This is a genomic window from Variovorax sp. GW823-FHT04F07 (assembly GCF_058795995.1).
On record NZ_JBXAIG010000011.1, the window covers coordinates 111,001 to 126,349 of the forward strand.

At 68.1% G+C, this 15,349-nt stretch carries 16 protein-coding genes; 6 read left to right on the forward strand and 10 right to left on the reverse strand.

Features of this window, described 5'->3' with window-relative positions:
• Positions 1 to 22 precede the first annotated feature (22 nt).
• The 3 genes from AC1RAA_RS30675 to AC1RAA_RS30685 all read left to right on the forward strand — a co-directional run bounded on the left by AC1RAA_RS30675 (position 23) and on the right by AC1RAA_RS30685 (position 3,307).
• Positions 23 to 1,603, forward strand: coding sequence for a phospholipase D family protein (locus tag AC1RAA_RS30675; protein WP_492729880.1), 1,581 nt, complete (start codon positions 23 to 25; stop codon positions 1,601 to 1,603).
• An 85-nt stretch (positions 1,604 to 1,688) separates the two neighbouring features.
• Positions 1,689 to 2,858 (forward strand): ABC transporter substrate-binding protein, encoded by a 1,170-nt coding sequence (locus AC1RAA_RS30680; protein WP_095747388.1) that lies wholly within the window; start codon positions 1,689 to 1,691, stop codon positions 2,856 to 2,858.
• 101 nt (positions 2,859 to 2,959) lie between these two features.
• The gene (locus AC1RAA_RS30685; RefSeq protein WP_492729878.1) at positions 2,960 to 3,307 is read left to right on the forward strand and encodes a hypothetical protein; all 348 of its coding nucleotides are present in this window, start codon (positions 2,960 to 2,962) and stop codon (positions 3,305 to 3,307) included.
• A gap of 9 nt (positions 3,308 to 3,316) precedes the next feature.
• On the opposite strand, the gene AC1RAA_RS30690 is transcribed toward AC1RAA_RS30685, so the two are convergent.
• From AC1RAA_RS30690 to AC1RAA_RS30725, 8 genes are all read right to left on the reverse strand, one after another.
• Positions 3,317 to 4,051 carry an ABC transporter ATP-binding protein gene (locus AC1RAA_RS30690; protein WP_095743123.1) on the reverse strand — a complete coding sequence of 245 codons (735 nt, stop codon included), beginning with the start codon at positions 4,049 to 4,051 and terminating at the stop codon, positions 3,317 to 3,319.
• On the reverse strand, positions 4,044 to 4,814 hold the full coding sequence (locus AC1RAA_RS30695) for an ABC transporter ATP-binding protein (protein WP_492729875.1): 771 nt from the start codon (positions 4,812 to 4,814) through the stop codon (positions 4,044 to 4,046). The genes AC1RAA_RS30690 and AC1RAA_RS30695 overlap by 8 nt, the downstream gene beginning before the upstream one ends.
• Positions 4,811 to 5,773 (reverse strand): branched-chain amino acid ABC transporter permease, encoded by a 963-nt coding sequence (locus AC1RAA_RS30700; protein WP_492729873.1) that lies wholly within the window; start codon positions 5,771 to 5,773, stop codon positions 4,811 to 4,813. Before AC1RAA_RS30700 ends, AC1RAA_RS30695 begins: the two co-directional genes overlap by 4 nt.
• Complete coding sequence (locus AC1RAA_RS30705; RefSeq protein WP_062470478.1) at positions 5,770 to 6,630, reverse strand: branched-chain amino acid ABC transporter permease; 861 nt, start codon at positions 6,628 to 6,630, stop codon at positions 5,770 to 5,772. The genes AC1RAA_RS30700 and AC1RAA_RS30705 overlap by 4 nt, the downstream gene beginning before the upstream one ends.
• Before the next feature lie 36 nt (positions 6,631 to 6,666).
• On the reverse strand, positions 6,667 to 7,869 hold the full coding sequence (locus tag AC1RAA_RS30710) for an ABC transporter substrate-binding protein (RefSeq protein ID WP_307696758.1): 1,203 nt from the start codon (positions 7,867 to 7,869) through the stop codon (positions 6,667 to 6,669).
• 97 nt (positions 7,870 to 7,966) lie between these two features.
• Positions 7,967 to 8,290 carry a 2Fe-2S iron-sulfur cluster-binding protein gene (locus AC1RAA_RS30715; protein ID WP_062470484.1) on the reverse strand — a complete coding sequence of 108 codons (324 nt, stop codon included), beginning with the start codon at positions 8,288 to 8,290 and terminating at the stop codon, positions 7,967 to 7,969.
• Between the two features lie 11 nt (positions 8,291 to 8,301).
• On the reverse strand, positions 8,302 to 9,747 hold the full coding sequence (locus AC1RAA_RS30720) for a glutamine synthetase family protein (protein ID WP_492729866.1): 1,446 nt from the start codon (positions 9,745 to 9,747) through the stop codon (positions 8,302 to 8,304).
• Positions 9,748 to 9,756: 9 nt separating this feature from the next.
• Complete coding sequence (locus AC1RAA_RS30725) at positions 9,757 to 11,103, reverse strand: aromatic ring-hydroxylating dioxygenase subunit alpha (protein ID WP_492729862.1); 1,347 nt, start codon at positions 11,101 to 11,103, stop codon at positions 9,757 to 9,759.
• 297 nt (positions 11,104 to 11,400) lie between these two features.
• Here AC1RAA_RS30725 and AC1RAA_RS30730 point away from each other — a divergent pair, with 297 nt between their 5' ends.
• On the forward strand, positions 11,401 to 12,135 hold the full coding sequence (locus AC1RAA_RS30730; protein ID WP_062470492.1) for a GntR family transcriptional regulator: 735 nt from the start codon (positions 11,401 to 11,403) through the stop codon (positions 12,133 to 12,135).
• Between the two features lie 16 nt (positions 12,136 to 12,151).
• On the opposite strand, the gene AC1RAA_RS30735 is transcribed toward AC1RAA_RS30730, so the two are convergent.
• Positions 12,152 to 12,958 carry a metallophosphoesterase gene (locus tag AC1RAA_RS30735; protein WP_095743129.1) on the reverse strand — a complete coding sequence of 269 codons (807 nt, stop codon included), beginning with the start codon at positions 12,956 to 12,958 and terminating at the stop codon, positions 12,152 to 12,154.
• A 129-nt stretch (positions 12,959 to 13,087) separates the two neighbouring features.
• On the opposite strand from AC1RAA_RS30735, the gene AC1RAA_RS30740 reads away from it, so the two are divergent.
• Positions 13,088 to 13,261, forward strand: coding sequence for a hypothetical protein (locus tag AC1RAA_RS30740; RefSeq protein WP_167394953.1), 174 nt, complete (start codon positions 13,088 to 13,090; stop codon positions 13,259 to 13,261).
• A 50-nt stretch (positions 13,262 to 13,311) separates the two neighbouring features.
• Here AC1RAA_RS30740 and AC1RAA_RS30745 read toward each other — a convergent pair whose 3' ends face one another.
• The gene (locus tag AC1RAA_RS30745) at positions 13,312 to 14,283 is read right to left on the reverse strand and encodes a LysR family transcriptional regulator (RefSeq protein ID WP_062470498.1); all 972 of its coding nucleotides are present in this window, start codon (positions 14,281 to 14,283) and stop codon (positions 13,312 to 13,314) included.
• 123 nt (positions 14,284 to 14,406) lie between these two features.
• Between AC1RAA_RS30745 and AC1RAA_RS30750 the strand changes: the two genes are divergently transcribed.
• Complete coding sequence (locus tag AC1RAA_RS30750) at positions 14,407 to 14,949, forward strand: hypothetical protein (RefSeq protein ID WP_159274334.1); 543 nt, start codon at positions 14,407 to 14,409, stop codon at positions 14,947 to 14,949.
• The last annotated feature ends 400 nt before the right edge of the window (positions 14,950 to 15,349 follow it).

The following is a 15,349-nucleotide window of genomic DNA, read 5'->3' on the forward strand; positions in this document are numbered from 1 at the left end:
AGTGCGACCCATGGCCGCCGCCGTGTCCCGCCTCCGTCGCTTCGTCGCCCTGGTGTCGAGCGGGCTGGCCCTCGCCTGGCTCGCGGGCTGCGCCAGCCTGCCGCCGCCGCAGCCGCACCCGGTGCTCACAAGCGCGATCACCGACGTGGCCGACACCGACCTGGGCCGGCTGGCCGCCCAGGACGCGCCGCAGGGCGGGGCGGCGGGGCTGTCGGGCTTCCGGCTGCTGCCCGAGGCGGCGTTCGCGTTCGACGCGCGCATCTCGCTGGCGCGGCATGCGCAGAAGTCGCTCGACGTGCAGTACTACCTGATCAGCAACGACGACGTCGGCCTGCTGTTCCTCAAGGAGCTGCGCGAGGCCGCCGCGCGCGGCGTGCGCGTGCGGCTGCTGGTGGACGACCTGTACACGGCGGGCGAGGACGAGGTGTTCAGCAGCCTCTCGGCCTTCCCGAACATCGAGGTGCGGCTGTTCAACCCGCTGCCCTCGCGCGCCGGCTCGCTGGCCGCGCGGCTGCTGTTCTCGCTGGGCGACTTCGGGCGCATCAACCACCGCATGCACAACAAGCTGCTGGTGGCCGACAACAGCTTCGCGGTCTCGGGCGGGCGCAACATCGCCAACGAGTACTTCATGCGCAGCACGGCGGCGAACTTCATCGACATGGACGTGCTGTCCAGCGGGCCGATCGTGCGCCGCATGTCCGAGGGCTTCGACCGCTACTGGAACAGCGAGCACGCCTGGCCCATCGAGCGCATCGCGCCGCGGCGCCTGCCGATGGAAGAAGCCCAGCGGCGCTTCGACACCCTGGCGCGCGCGGCCGTGCCCGACGTGCCCATGCGCCAGCGCGACATCCTGAACAAGTCGCCGCTCGGCGAGCAGCTCACCACCGGCCGCATCGACCGCTACTGGGCCCCGGCCACGCTGTTCGTGGACGACCCCGACAAGATCACGCGCAAGGCCGAGGCGGCCTACGGCGGCAGCGTGACCGAGGGCGCGCTCGGCGTGATCCAGGCGGCGAAGCACGAGGTCAAGATCGGCTCGCCGTACTTCATTCCGGGCGCGCGGGGCATGGCGATGATGAAGGCGACCATCGAGCGCGGCGGCCGCATCACGGTGGTCACCAATTCGCTGGGCGCCACCGACGAACCGCTGGCCTATGCGGGCTACGAGCGCTACCGCGCCGACATGCTGAAGATCGGCGTGACCATCTACGAGATCGCGCCCACGCTCACCGGGCGTTCGGGGCGCTTCGGCGATTTCGGCAAGTCGATCAGCCGGCTGCACGCCAAGCTGGCCATCGTGGACGACGAGCGCTTCTTCGTCGGCTCGATGAACCTCGACCACCGCTCGGCCGCCGTCAACACCGAGATGGGGCTGGTGATCGACAGCCCGCGGCTGGTGCAGGACTACGACAAGCTCATGAACGGCGAGCGCGTCAACCTGGGCTACCGGCTGCGGCTCGCGCCGGGCGGGCGGCGCGTGCAGTGGCTCGAATACGACGACGCCGGCGGCGACATCGTGCACGAGGACGAACCGGGGGAATTCCTCTGGCTGCGCTTCAAGAACTGGCTGCTTTTACCCATCGTGGGCGAGGAGCTGCTCTAGGGTTTGTCATGACCGATCCAGTGAGGTGCGTTACATTTCTGTTTGAAATGTGAACTTTTGTCACCGACTATTGGAGGCTTTGATCATGACCGTCCCCGTGCCGCGCGAGTCGACCGCGCCGCTTTCCACCAGCCGCCGCCGCGCCCTTTCCGGGCTGGCCGCCACGACGGCCGCCGCGGCCGGCGTCGGGCTGGGATTTCCGGCGTTCGCGCAGAACCGTGCGATCCGCATCGGGACGACCTTCGACAACAGCAGCGTCGAAAAGGCCAACGGCCAGGGGCTGTACCAGGGCTCCACCGCGTTCTTCAACGCGCTGAACAAGGCCGGCGGCATCCACGGCAGCAAGGTCGAGCTCGTGATGGCCGACGACACCTTCAAGCCCGAGGTGGCCAAGGCCAACGCGCTGGCCTTCGAAAAAGACGGCTCGGTGCTCGCGCTGGTGCACCCGCTGGGCACGCGCCAGACCGCCGAGGTGATGGATGCGGTGCCCGGCATGGCCGTGGTCGGCCCGATCACCGGCACCATCGCGCTGCGCAAGAAGACCTCGCCCAACACCTTCTGGGTGCGCGCCAACTACGACCAGGAGGTCGACAAGCTGGTGAGCACGGCCGCCGTGCTGGGCCAGACCCGCATCGGCCTCGTGCATTCGAACGACCCGCTGGGCCAGTCGGTGCTGGCGGCGTTCAAGAACGCGCTGGCCAAGGCCAAGCTGGAGCCGGCGGTGATCGCCACCACGCCCAACACCACGAGCATGGAAGTGGGCCCGGCCGCCGAGGCCATCGCCAAGGCCAAGCCGCAGGTGGTGGTGGTCGGCCTGGCCGGCACGGCGCCGGTGTTTTTGAAGGCGCTGCGCGGCGCGGGCAACAGCAGCTCGGCCTACGGGCTGTCGATCACGGCCAGCGCGCTGTCGGCCATGGGCGACCTGGCACGCGGCCTGGGTTTCGTGATCGTGGTGCCGTCGCCGTACTCGACCAAGTTCGAGATCGTGCGCCGCTACCAGGCCGACATGGTGGCCAACGGCACCAAGGACTTTTCGCTGACCAGCCTGGAGGGCTACATGAACGCCGCCGTGCTGGCCGAGGGCCTGCGCCGCGCCGGCCCCGCGCCGACGCGCGCCGCCGTGCTCGGCGGCATGGCGAGCATCGAGAACTTCGACCTCGGTGGCGTGAAGATCAACTACGGCCGCTCCAACCGCGAAGGCGGCCAGTTCGTGGACGTGGCCGTGATCGGCAGCCGCGGGCAGATGCTGAGCTGATGCCGGTGAGGCGTACCGCGCGCTGCGGCGTGCGGTAGCGCCTGCCGGTACGCCGGCACACGCGTGGCCCTGTCGCGGGCCGGCGTGCTTACAGTGCGGCCATGACCCTCGAACTCATCCTGGGCCTCGGCCTGCTGGCCCTGGTGCTGCTGGACCTGGCCCTGTTCTTCCTCGTGCGCTGGGCCGTGCTGCGCGAGCACCTCGGCCCGCTGACGGCCAGCCTCGTCTACGGCCTGTGCCTGGCCGTGCTGCCGTACACCGTGTGGTGGGGCCTGGGCACCCACGTGCTGTTCGGCAAGGACACGACCTTCCTGGCGCCCGTGGTGGACGTCGGCCTGGCCTTCATCCTCTACACCTGCGTGTGGCTGTCGTGGGGCGTGAGCCTCATCGCCGGCGGACTGGCGTCGTGGCGTTTCTTCGTGCGGGCCCGGCGGATCGGCCTGGCGTGAGGCGAGGGCTCAGCCGGCTGGCGCCTCGGCGATGCCGACGCCCAGCAAACCTTCGAGCAGCTCTTTGTCGGCCGCCAGCGCCGCGCTCGGGCCGGCATGCACGACGGTGCCGCGCTCCAGCACGATCGCCTGGTGCGTCATGTCCAGGGCCAGCACCGGGTGCTGCTCCACCACGATCGAGGCCAGGCCTTCCGATTCGCACAGGCGCCGGATCGCCGCCGCCAGCTCCTCCACGATGATCGGCGCGAGGCCTTCCATCGGCTCGTCGAGCAGCAGCAGCTTCGGGTTGGTCATGAGCGCGCGGCCGATGGCCAGCATCTGCTGCTCGCCGCCCGAGAGCTGGTTGCCGTAGTTGCCGCGCCGCTCGCGCAGGCGCGGAAAGAATTCGTAGACGCGCTGCAAGGTCCAGCTGCCGGGGCGGGCGATCACCGTGAGGTTTTCTTCCACCGTGAGCGAGGGGAACACCTCGCGCTCCTGCGGCACCCAGCCCAGTCCCGCGCGCACGCGCTGGTGCGCGGGCCAGCGCGTGATGTCGGCGCCCTGCCAGCGGATCGCGCCCTGCATCACGCGGGTGTTGCCCATCAGCGTTTCGAGCAGCGTGGTCTTGCCCACGCCGTTGCGCCCGAGGATGGCCAGGCTTTCGCCGGGCCGCAGCGAGAAGTCGAGGCGATCGAGGACCACGGCGTTGCCGTAGCCGGCGGTGACGCGGTCGAAGGCGAGGGCGGCGGTTGCGGTGTCAGCCATGGTGGTGCGAGCTTCCCAGGTAGACCTCGCGCACGCGCGGGTCGGCGCCGATCTCGGCGGGCGTGCCTTCGGTGAGGATGCGTCCGCCCACCAGCACCGAGATGCGGCGCGCGAAGCGGAACACGAGCTTCATGTCGTGCTCGATGAAGAGCACGCTGATGTCGGCCGGCAGCGCCGCGATGGCTTCGAAGAGTTCGCCGCTCTCGTCCTCCGGCACGCCGGCGGCGGGCTCGTCGAGCAGCAGGATGCGGGGCTTGGCGGCGAGCGCCAGCGCGATCTCGAGCAGCCGCTGCTTGCCGTAGGCCAGCTCGGCCACGGGCATGTCGGCCAGGGCGTCGAGCTTCAGCGTGGCGAGCAGCGCATGCGCCTCGTCGAACACGGCGGTGCAGCCCTTGAGCGGCCGCCACCAGGTGGCGCCCAGCCCTTCGCGCTCGCTGATCGCGAGCACCACCGACAGCAGCGGCGTGAGGCTGGGGAACAGCGTGTTGATCTGGAAGGTGCGCGCCAGCCCCATGCGGGCGCGCTTGTCGCCGGGCAGGCGCGTGATGTCGCGCTCGCCCAGGCGGATCGATCCGCTGGTGGGCTTGAACACGCCCGTGAGCAGGTTGATGAGCGTGGTCTTGCCGGCGCCGTTGGGGCCGATCAGTGCCTGCCGCGCACCGGGTTCCAGCGACAGGTTGACGTCGCTCACGGCCTGGAAGGCGCCGAAGCGGATGCCCAGGTTCTGCGTGCGCAAGGCGTGCGTGGTGGTGGTCGTACTCATCGCGCCTTCCCCGTGCGCACCACGCGCGAGAGCGCGCCCATGATGCCGCCGCGTCCGAGCATGACGGCCGCGATCAGGAAGATGCCGAGCCAGAACATCCAGTACTGCGGGTTCATGTCGGCGAACCAGTCGTGCACCAGCATGTAGACGATGGCGCCGATGAGGCCGCCATACAGCCGCCCGGTGCCGCCGAGCACGAGGATGATCAGCACTTCGGCCGAGCGGTTGAAGCTGATCGATTCGATGCCGACGAACTGCGTGGTCTGCGCCAGCAGCGCGCCCGCCACGCCGGCCACGGCGGCCGACATCGCGTAGGCCATGCGCAGGCGTGCTTCCACCGGCGAGCCGATGGCCGTCATGCGCTTGCGGCTGTCGTGGATGCCGCGCAGCGCCAGGCCGAAGGGCGAGCGCAGCACCAGCCGCACCAGCAGGAACATCGCGAGCACCACGCCGAAGGCATAGCCGAACGCGGTCTTGCCGTAGAGGTCGAAGTCGAACAGGCCCAGCACCGGCGCGATCACCACGCCCTGCAGGCCATCGGTGCCGCCCGTGATGCCCGAGAGCCGGTTGGCCAGCTCGAACAGCAGCACGCACACGCCGATGGTGATCATCAGCCGCGTGAGGTCGGCGCCGCGCACCACGAGGTAGCTCAGCACGTAGCCCAGCAGGCCGCACACGGCGAGCGCGAACGCCAGACCGGTGAAGGGCTCGCTCCAGCCGTACTTGGCGAGCAGGCCGGCCGCATAGGCGCCCGCGCCGAAGAAGGCGGCATGGCCCACGGTGAGGATGCCCGCGTAGCCCAGCGCCATGTCCAGCGACACGGCGAAGAGCCCGAAGATCATGATCTGGCTCATCAGCGTGAGCGTGTCGGGCAAGAGGAAGAAGCTCGAGGCGAGCGCGAGCCAGAAGGCGATTTCGGCCGCGCGCAGTTGCGCGGGGGACAGGCTCAGCGGCTTCATGCGAGCCCCTTCTTGGCGACGATGCCGTTCGGGCGCACCAGCAGCATGACGATCATGAACACGTAGATGAGAAAGGCGCCCGTTTCAGGCAGGTAGTACTTGCCCGCCACGTCGACGATGCCGACCAGCAGCGCCGCGATGAAGGGACCGGTGACGGTGCCCGCACCGCCCACGCACACCACCATCAGGAAGTAGACGAGGTACTTGAGCGGGAACGACGGCTCCAGCCCCAGCATGCCCAGGCTCAGCGCGCCGCCCAGGCCCGCCAGGCCGCAGCCCAGCGAGAAGGTCAGGAAGAACAGGCGCTGCACGTGGATGCCCGTGCCGCCCGCCACGCGCTGGTTGTCGACGGCGGCGCGCACCATGGCGCCGTAGCGCGTCTTGCCCAGGCCCAGCAGCAGCGCGACCAGCACGGCCACGCCGCAGCCGATCAGGAACAGGCGGTAGCGGCCCACTTCGAGGCCGAGCAACGACACCTGGCCTTCGAGTGCCTTCGGCAGCGTGAAGGGCTGCATCGTCGGGCCGAAGAAGTAGGTGAAGGCGGCGATCGAGACGAACACCACGCCGATCGACAGCAGCACCTGGTCCAGCGGGTGCGCGCGGTACAGCCGCCGGTAGAACACGAACTCCAGCACCGCGCCCACCACGGCCGCCGCCACGAAGGCCGCCGCCAGCGAGAGCCCGAAGCCCAGGCCCCACTGGTTCATGAGCACGCTGGCCGCGTAGCCGCCCACCATCGCGAAACTGCCGTGCGCGAGGTTGACGAAATTCATGAGTCCCATCGTGATGGACAGGCCCACGCCGATGAGAAACAGGAGCATGCCGTAGGCCACTCCATCGAAGATCACGATGCCCATGAATTTCCTGCTTGCTGAGTGCTGGCTGGCGTTGGCTTACTTGGGAGCGGCTTCCTTGGCCGGGTCCTTGACGCGCTCGAACTTGTCGAACTCCACGTTCACCAGCTGGCCGTTGGCGCGCTCGGTCTTGCGGATGTAGACGGTCTGCACGATGTCGCGCGTGGCGGCGTCGATCTCGATCGGGCCGCGCGGGCTCTCGAAGCTCAGGCCCTTGAGCGCGTCCATGAACTTGTCGCCGCCGGTGTCGCCCTTGGTCTTGGCCAGTGCGAGGTCGATGGCGGCCATGGTGTCGTAGGCGGTCACGGCGAAGTAGCTGGGGCGCAGCTTGGCGCCGTTGTCGGCGGCGAAGTCCTTCACGAACTTCTGGTTCTTCGGCGAGTTGTGCGCGAACGAGTAGTGGTGGCTGGTCACGAGGCCCAGCGCCACGTCGCCGGTGGCGTCCAGGTAGCTGTCGTCGGTGGCTTCGCCGGTGGCAAAGAGCTTGATGCCGGCCTGCTCCATGCCGCGCTCCTTCCACACCTTGAGGAAGGCCGGCGGCATCACGCCCGAGGGGAAGAAGAAGAACACGGCCTGGGGCTTGGCGTCCTTGATGCGCTGCACGTAGGCCGAGAAGTCGGGGTTGTTCATCGGCGTGCGCACCTCGCCCGAGACCTTGCCGCCGCCGGCGGTGAAGGCCTTCTTGAACGCGGTCTCGGCATCGACGCCCGAGGCGTAGTCGGCGACCACGGTGTAGGCGTCCTTCACGCCCTGCTTGAGCATGTAGCGCGCCATCGGGTCGGTGACCTGCTGCACAGTGAACGACAGGCGCGCCACGTAGGGCGAGCTGGTGGTGATGGCCGAGGAGGCGGCGTTCATCACCAGCGTGGGGATCTTGGCCTGCGTGGCGATGGCGCCCACGGCGTAGGCGTTGGGGCTGAAGTCCAGGCCGGTGAGGATGCTCACCTTGTCGCGCACGATGAGTTCCTGCGCGATGCGCTTGGCGGCGTCGGGCGCGGGACCGGCGGTGTCCTTCTTGATGATCTCGACGGTGCGACCGCCCACCTTGCCGCCGTGCTCCTTCAGGTACAGCGCGATGCCGGCGTCGAACTGGCGGCCGTAGTCGGCGTAGGGGCCGGAGTAGGTCGCGATGAGGCCGATGCGCAGCGGCTCCGTGGTCTGGGCTTGAGCGGCACCCGCCATGCCGAGGCCGGCGAGCAGCAGGGTCGAGAGGAGGGTTCGCTTGGTCATCGTCGTCGTCATGAAAAAACGCCTTTCAGTGGGAGTGGAATGCGCCGCGCGGGCGCCGCTGGCTTGTAACCGGATGTTTGGCAGCGGGCGATGATGCCCGACGCGTTGGTCAGACCTGTGTATCGGGCACACGCACCGTGAGGCCATCGAGGGCGGCGCTCACGCTGAGCTGGCAACTCAGGCGCGAACCGGGCCGGCGCTCGGACGCGACGGCATCGAGCAGCGCGCTTTCCATGTCGTCGGGCGGCGGCAGCAACTCGAGGAACGCGTCGTCGACGTAGACGTGGCAGGTCGCGCACGAGCAGCAGCCGCCGCACTCGGCGTCGATGCCGCGCACGTTGCCGCGGATGGCGGTCTCCATCACGCTGGCGCCGACCTTGGCGTCGACCTCGCGCGTGGTGCCGTCCTTGAGGATGTAGTGGATCGTGGGCATGAAAGAAGGGCTCAGAACATGTCGAAGTACTCGCGGTGTTCCCACTCGCTGACTTCGAGGTTGAAGCGGGCGATTTCCGCTTCCTTGATGTGGCACAGGTAGTCGACGAAGGTCTTGCCCATCTGCGCGTTGAGCATCTCGTCGCGGCGCAGGCAGGCGAGGGCGTCGCTCAGCGAACGGGGCAGTTGCTCTGCCGGTGTTTCGTACGGCGCATCGGCCGAGGGACCGGGGTCGGTCTGGTGGCGGATGCCGTCCAGCCCCGAGAACAGCTGCGACGCGAGGTACAGGTACGGGTTGGCCGTCGGCTCGCCCACGCGGTTCTCGATGCGCGAGGCGTTCTGCCCCGGGCCGCCGAGCACGCGCAGCATCGCGCCGCGGTTGTCGCGCGCCCAGATCGCGCGGTCGGGCGCGAGCGAGAAGGGGCGGTAGCGGCGGTAGCCGTTGATCGTCGGGCTGGCCAGTGCCGCCGCGCCGCAGGCGTGCGCCTTCAGGCCGCCGAGGTAGTGCATGCCGATCTCGCTGAGGTCGCGCCCGCCGGGCTCGGGCATGAAGGCGTTCACGCCGTCGCTCTTGCGGCGCAGCGACTGGTGCAGGTGCCAGCCGCTGGACATCACGTTCGGGATCTTCGGGCGGCACATGAAGGTGGCGTGCAGTCCGGCGCGCTGGCAGATCTGCTTGATGGCGCTGCGCAGCAGCACCATGGTGTCGGCGGGCGTCACGCCGGCCGTGGGGCCGAAGGTGAGCTCGAACTGGCTCGGGCCGAACTCGATCTCCAGCGAGCGCAGCGGCAGGCCGAGCGCCACGAGCTGCGAGCGCAGCAGCTCCATGAGGCCGTCGACGCGGTCGTAGCGCAGCTCGGTCAGGTACTGGTGGCCGTGCGACAACAGCGACACGCGCGGCGGTTCGCCGGGCTGGCCCGAGTCGGCCAGGCCCATGCGCGCGTCTTCGAGCTTGAAGACGTGGAACTCGACCTCGAGGCCGGCGATGAAGTCCAGCCCGAGTTCGTCGAGCTGCGCCACCGCTCGCTGCAGGATCTGCCGCGTCGCGAAGGGGCAGGGCCGACCGTCGGCCATGTAGGCGTCGCACAGGATCCAGCCGGTGCGCGGCGCCCAGGGCAGCACCTTGAAGGTGGCGGGGTCGGCCACGATGGTGAAGTCGGCGCCGCCCTGCAGGCCCTCGATGGCGAAGCCGCCGCCCTGCGTGAACACGGGGAACACGGTCTTGTGCGAGGTGTCCTTGGCCAGCAGGGTGGAGGTGAGGTTCACGCCCTCCCACAGGGCCGAGCGCGCCTCGCCCGCGACCAGGGTCTTGCCGCGCAGCAGGCCGTGCTGGTCGGGCCAGGCGAAGCGGACGGTGTCCACCTCGCCGCTGTCGATGCGGCGCACGAGTTCGCGCGCCTGCGCATGCTGGTCGGCCGACCAGAGACCGAAGCGGTCGACGAAGGTGTGGCTGTTCATGGCGCGTGCTCAGGCAGCGGCAGCAGCTGCGGCCAGGCGTGCAGACGCCCAGTCGGACTTCAGGCGGCGCGCGCGGTCGGCGTCCTGCCAGTAGGCCTCGGTGGCGGCTTCATCGACGACCTTGCCGATGCCGTCGATCGACGGCGGGCCGGTCATGGCGCTGGCCTGCGCGGCGTCGATGAGCATCGGCGCGGTTTCGCCGGCGAGCGTGGCCTCGATGGCCTTCACCAGCACGCGGCGGTAGGCAATGATGCCCTTGTCGGTGCTGCCCAGGTGCTCGCGCGTGCGGTCCTGGATGGCGCCTTGCGACTCCACCGCCCACTGGTCGTGCACGTTGATGTCGTCGCCCATGCCTGTGTAGGTTTCGGTCAGCTGCTCCTCGATGCTGTAGCCGTAGTTGTTGCGCTTGTTCTTGCGCGAGGTGTAGTCGGGCAGCTCGTACAGCTTCAGGCGCTGGTCGCGCATCTGCTGTTTGTCGACCGGGCCGGTGAAGCTCGTGAACACGGCATACCAGTAGCAGTGCGTGTCGTCCACGGGCACGTGCCACTGCGAGATCGTCATCTCGGCGCTCATCGGGATCACGAAGGCCTGCGGGAACACCACGTTGGTCACGCGCACGTGGGTGGTGTCTTCCGACAGCTTGCGCAGCGCCTTCAGGCGGAAGCCGTAGTCGGTGGGCTCCACGCTGATGTCGGGGCGGTCGTACTCGCGCAGCACCTTGGTGATGGGCATGTCGGAGTCGGCCGAGGCGCCGCGGAACTGCTTGCCGTAGCTCTCGGAGGTGTCTTCGTCCTCGAAGAAGCGGTGCAGGTACGAGGCGTGCGCGGGGTCGATGCCCACCTCGAGCGCCTGCAGCCAGTTGCATTCGAACAGGCCCTTGAACGCGAAGGTGTGGGTGTCGGGCGCGACGAAGCAGTCGAAGTCGGGGAAGGCCGGGGGCTCGCCCTCGCCGATGTACGCGAAGACGATGCCGGCCTTCTCGACCACCGGGTAGGCCGACTGCTTGATGCGGCTGCACAGCTTGCTGGTGGCGGGCTCGGCCGGGGTCTCCAGGCAGTTGCCCTTGGCGTCGAACAGCCAGCCGTGGAAGGCGCAGCGGATGCCGCCGTTTTCCAGCCGGCCGAAGGCCAGGTCGGCACCGCGGTGCGGGCAGTCGCGGTCGAGCATGCCGAGCTGGCCGCTCTCGTCGCGGAACAGCACGAAGTCCTGGCCCATGAGCTTCACGGGCTTGACCGGGCGCGGGCCCGCCAGTTCGTCGGCCAGGGCCACCGGCTGCCAGTAGCGGCGCAGCAGCTTGCCGGCGGGCGCGCCGGGTCCGACGCGGGTGATGAAATCGTTTTGCTCGGCGCTGATCATCGTGCGGGCTCCATCGAGAGGTCTTTGTCAGAAGGCCTGCAGGCATTGCATGCAGTTGTATGCATTGTCTTGGTGATTTTTGACAAAGGTCAAACTTTCATCGGCCGGTTCGCCCTGTTTTGGGGCTTGAAGCGGCCATATATAGGGTTAACTCTGAGGTGATTGTGTGTTTTTGACACACTTCTATTTGCAGTGCATGCAACAACCGCGCCCGTTTAGCTATGCTGCGTGCAGTGGCGGGCGGGTCTCCTAGAATCCGCCCATTCATCCCTCTCCTTGTTGCCCTGGCGCCTCCCGATGGACTCCCAACAATCCCGCGTGCTCGTGCAACTGCGCGACCTGATCCTCAAGGGCGAATTCGTGCCCGGAGAGCGGCTGGCCGAGATCCCGCTGGCCGAGAAGCTCGGGGCCTCGCGCACGCCGGTGCGTCTGGCGCTGGCCAGCCTCGAGCACGAAGGCCTGATCGAGCAGTCGCCCAGCGGCGGCTACCAGATGCGCCGCTTCACCTCGCAGGAAGTGGCCGACGCCATCCGCGTGCGCGGTGTGATCGAGGGCTTTGCCGCCCGCCTGCTGGCGGAAGACGGCGTGTCGCGCCAGCTGCTGCGCGACCTGAAGGACTGCCTGGAAGACGGCGACCGCGCCGTCAACAAACCCAGCATGGAGATCGACGACTACGCCGCGTACGTCGAGATGAACGACCGCTTCCACCGGCTGATCCTCGAAGGCTGCGGCAACCTCGCGCTCAAGCGCGTGATGGACATGCTCGGCGGCCAGCCCTTTGCCGCGCCCAGCGCGATGCTGCCCATGCAGTCGTCGATGGAGGAGGGCCAGCAGTGGATGCGCCAGGCGCACCGCACGCACCACGCGATGGTGCAGGCCATCGAGCGTGGCCAGGGCTCGCGCGCCCAGGCGCTCGGCGAGGAGCACGTCGAGATCGCGCGCATGAACCTCGACTACGCGCTGGAGCGGCCCGAACTCGCGGCCGAGCTCATGCCGGGCATCCGGCTCGTGGCCAAGGGGCGCACCGCCTGAGCGGTGAAGCGGCCGGTCAGCGGATCTCGATCAGCAGCTGGGGCTGGTAGCCCTCTTGCTCGCCGTTGCTGCGGTAGCCCAGCGGGTTGGCGACCACGCGGCAACCGTCCTTCACATAGTCGAACGGGCAATGCAGGTGGCCGTGCAGCCACAGCTGCGCGTGCGGCAGCAGCTCGTCGAGCGAATTGCAAAAGCCCGCGGTGCCGGGGGTGAGTCCGTAGCGCGGATCGGCGCTGGCGAGGCTGGGCGCGAAATGGGTGATGGCCACTGTCGTGCCGTCGTAAGGCTGGGCCAGCGCATCACGCAACCAGGCCTGGCAGGTGAGCGCTTGCTCTCTCATTTCGGCCGACATGAAGGGCTTTCCGTTGCGCGTGCCGGCCATCTTCTCGAGGTAGAAATCGGCCGCGCGCATCGCCTTGCCGCGCTTCTTGAGCGCCTCGGCGAGGCCGTCGCGGGGCTCGACCAGCGCGTCGAAATCGGCCCACAGCGTGGTGCCGATGAAGCGGATGCCTTCGATGACCAGCGTCTCGCGCTCCAGCCAGAGGATGCCGAGCTCGTCGCACAGCGCCCGCAGGCGCGCATGCGTCGCGTCGAAGTCGAGGTTGTCGTACTCGTGGTTGCCCGGCACGTAGACCACCGGCGTCGGCCAGCCCTTGCGCGGCGAGAAGCGGCCCAGGCCGAAATCGGTGTCCGTCAGGCGGGAGCCTTCCTGGTAGGAGCCGATGTCGCCCCCGAGCACCAGCAGGTCGGCGCCCGGGATGGGGTCGGCATGAAAGTTGGGGTGGGATTCCAGGTGGAGGTCGGAGAGCAGTTGCAGCTTCATCGTCGGGTCAGTCTAGGTGAATCGCACTATGCGTGAGATGCATAACCTGGGGCTTGCTTTACTAGGGATTACCCTTAATCTACATCCATCGTTAATCAACCCCGTCGCAGCCACAAGCCGCGCACCGTCATGTTCAGTCTTCTTGCCCAAGTGGCCCGTTTCTTCCGTTCGTCGCCGAGCCAGACCCCCGCCAGCCACGCTGCCGCGCTGATGGAAAGCGCCGACAGCCGTGCCGGTCGCGGTGCGCACCACGCGCAGGAGCTGCGTGCGGCGGCTTCCGCCTGGCTCAGCGTCGTCAGGTAATTCGCTGACGCGCGCCGCCCCGTGCGGCGCACCCGGGATCCAAGGGCAGGTCACGCCTGCCCGTGGACCGAGCCCGCGAACGCCGCGGCCGCCGAGCGCAACAGCGCCGTGCGCAGCCACTCGTGCGAATGCCCATGTTGGGCGCGCCGGTGCCAGATGGCATCCACGTGCACCGGCGGCTGGTCGAAGGGCAGGTCCCGCACCACCAGCTGATTCTCGATGCCCGTCACGCTCACGAAGTGACGCGGCAGCACCGCCAGCAGGTCCGAATTCGCGACCACGCGCCCGGCGGTGAAGAACTGGTTCACCGTCACCGCGATCCGCCGCTCGCGCCCCATGGCGCCCAGCGTCTGGTCGATGAAGCCGTACGGCCGCCCCGAAAAACTCACCAGCAGGTGCCGCGCTGTGCAGTAGCTGTCGAGTGTCAGCGGTGCGCTGGCCAGCGGATGGCCGCGTCGCATCACGCATACATATTGGCCCAGGTAGAGCCGCTGGGTCTCGAACGGCACCCCCACCCCCGACTGGCCGCGCGCCGCCAGGCTCGCGATCACGGCGGGAAAGTAGCCGATCGCCATGTCGACTTCTTCGTGCTCCAGCATGCGGCGCGGGTCGCGCGTGGTCAGCGGCAGCACGCGCAGCGAGATGGCTGGGGCTTCTTCTTCCGCAATCTTCACCAGGCCTGGCATGAGTTCGGCGGCCGTGGCGTCGGCCATGGCCAGCAGGAAGGTCGTGTCGGCGGTGCCGGCATCGAATTCGCCGGGCGCCAGCGTGTGCTGCAACTGGCGCAAGGCGTCGCGCACCGTCGGCCAGAGGGCTTGCGCGCGCGGCGTGGGTTCCACGCCCGCGCCGGAACGCCGCACCAGCTCGTCGCCCAGCAATTCGCGCAGGCGGCGCAGCGAGTTGCTTACGGCCGGCTGGGTGATCGCGAGGTTGCGGGCGGCGCGCGTGAGGTTGCGCTCTGCCATCACCTCGTCGAAGACGCGCAGCAGGTTGAGGTCGAATGTGCGGAAATTGACGTCCATCAGCGATATGAATGATAAACATCAGAAAGATAAAGTGGCGGAACACTGGGGTAATCCCTAATATCAGGGCATCGGCCTTGTTCGCCACCACTGATTACCACTTATCCCCAGGAGGGATGCATCATGACCAGCTTTGTCCACGTTGACCAACCCACCGAACATCCCGGCGTCCGTCGCGCCGAAGTTCTCTTCGGCCAGATCCAGGCCGCCCGTGCCGGTGCCCATGGCGCCCGTCCGCTGATCGCCCTGTTCGTGCTGGCCCTCGCGGCCGCCGTGCTCGTGGTCGCCGACAAGATCGTCTCCAACTGGGACGAAGGCGCGCTGCTCGCCGCATGGACCGTGTTCTGCGTCGCCGCCATCGCCTTGTTCGCGCTCTTCGTCGGCTCGGTCCGCAAGAGCAGCCTGGCCACCCTGTGGCGCGAAGCTGCAGAGCGCCGTGCGCAAGCGCGTGCAGACGCCCGCTTCTTGGCGACCGCCCAGAGCGATCCGCGCATCATGCAAGAGCTGCAAGCCGCGGTGTGGCGCCAGCAGTCGGACGACGTCGTGTCGGTCGAAGCCGTCGCCAAGGTCGACGCACTGGCTCGCATGAACCGTCGTTCGCAAGAAGTGCGCATGCCCACGCTGTACGAAGCGATGCGCCGCATGAACAGCTCGCGCTATTACTAAGCAAGGCTGGGCCGGGCGCTGAGCGGCCGGCTGTAGTTGAGTTGGTTCAAAGGCCCGTCGGACGTATGTCCGTCGGGCCTTTTTCATTGGTGGCTGAGCCGATGCAGGTTGGTGAATGTATCTGCTGTCATGGGGGTGCCGCGGGAGTTGCTCGATGGCGCCCTAGTTGGGGGAGCGTACGCCCCTATATATAAGGGGGCGAATGGAGTCGCGCCTGGGGAGCGCAGTGAGATCAAGCGACGCGGCAAGCTGTGGAGCGGTCTCACTGCAAGATTCTTTTCATCTCGTGTTGGCTTCGGCACCCAAAATGACATACACTGGCAGGCTTCGCTGCTGAATATCTTTGGTGTTTGAAGCGACTGGTGCTCTCAGGAGCGTTGGTTGTGGGTGGTGAAGAAAG

Coding starts and splice junctions, on each gene's coding strand:
- AC1RAA_RS30730 (WP_062470492.1), top strand. CDS start 11,401: ATGGACTCCCAACAATCCCGCGTGCTCGTGCAACTGCGCGACCTGATC.
- AC1RAA_RS30715 (WP_062470484.1), bottom strand. CDS start 8,290: ATGCCCACGATCCACTACATCCTCAAGGACGGCACCACGCGCGAGGTC.
- AC1RAA_RS30685 (WP_492729878.1), top strand. CDS start 2,960: ATGACCCTCGAACTCATCCTGGGCCTCGGCCTGCTGGCCCTGGTGCTG.
- AC1RAA_RS30725 (WP_492729862.1), bottom strand. CDS start 11,103: ATGATCAGCGCCGAGCAAAACGATTTCATCACCCGCGTCGGACCCGGC.
- AC1RAA_RS30680 (WP_095747388.1), top strand. CDS start 1,689: ATGACCGTCCCCGTGCCGCGCGAGTCGACCGCGCCGCTTTCCACCAGC.
- AC1RAA_RS30720 (WP_492729866.1), bottom strand. CDS start 9,747: ATGAACAGCCACACCTTCGTCGACCGCTTCGGTCTCTGGTCGGCCGAC.
- AC1RAA_RS30735 (WP_095743129.1), bottom strand. CDS start 12,958: ATGAAGCTGCAACTGCTCTCCGACCTCCACCTGGAATCCCACCCCAAC.
- AC1RAA_RS30745 (WP_062470498.1), bottom strand. CDS start 14,283: ATGGACGTCAATTTCCGCACATTCGACCTCAACCTGCTGCGCGTCTTC.
- AC1RAA_RS30695 (WP_492729875.1), bottom strand. CDS start 4,814: ATGAGTACGACCACCACCACGCACGCCTTGCGCACGCAGAACCTGGGC.
- AC1RAA_RS30700 (WP_492729873.1), bottom strand. CDS start 5,773: ATGAAGCCGCTGAGCCTGTCCCCCGCGCAACTGCGCGCGGCCGAAATC.
- AC1RAA_RS30705 (WP_062470478.1), bottom strand. CDS start 6,630: ATGGGCATCGTGATCTTCGATGGAGTGGCCTACGGCATGCTCCTGTTT.
- AC1RAA_RS30710 (WP_307696758.1), bottom strand. CDS start 7,869: ATGACGACGACGATGACCAAGCGAACCCTCCTCTCGACCCTGCTGCTC.
- AC1RAA_RS30750 (WP_159274334.1), top strand. CDS start 14,407: ATGACCAGCTTTGTCCACGTTGACCAACCCACCGAACATCCCGGCGTC.
- AC1RAA_RS30740 (WP_167394953.1), top strand. CDS start 13,088: ATGTTCAGTCTTCTTGCCCAAGTGGCCCGTTTCTTCCGTTCGTCGCCG.
- AC1RAA_RS30690 (WP_095743123.1), bottom strand. CDS start 4,051: ATGGCTGACACCGCAACCGCCGCCCTCGCCTTCGACCGCGTCACCGCC.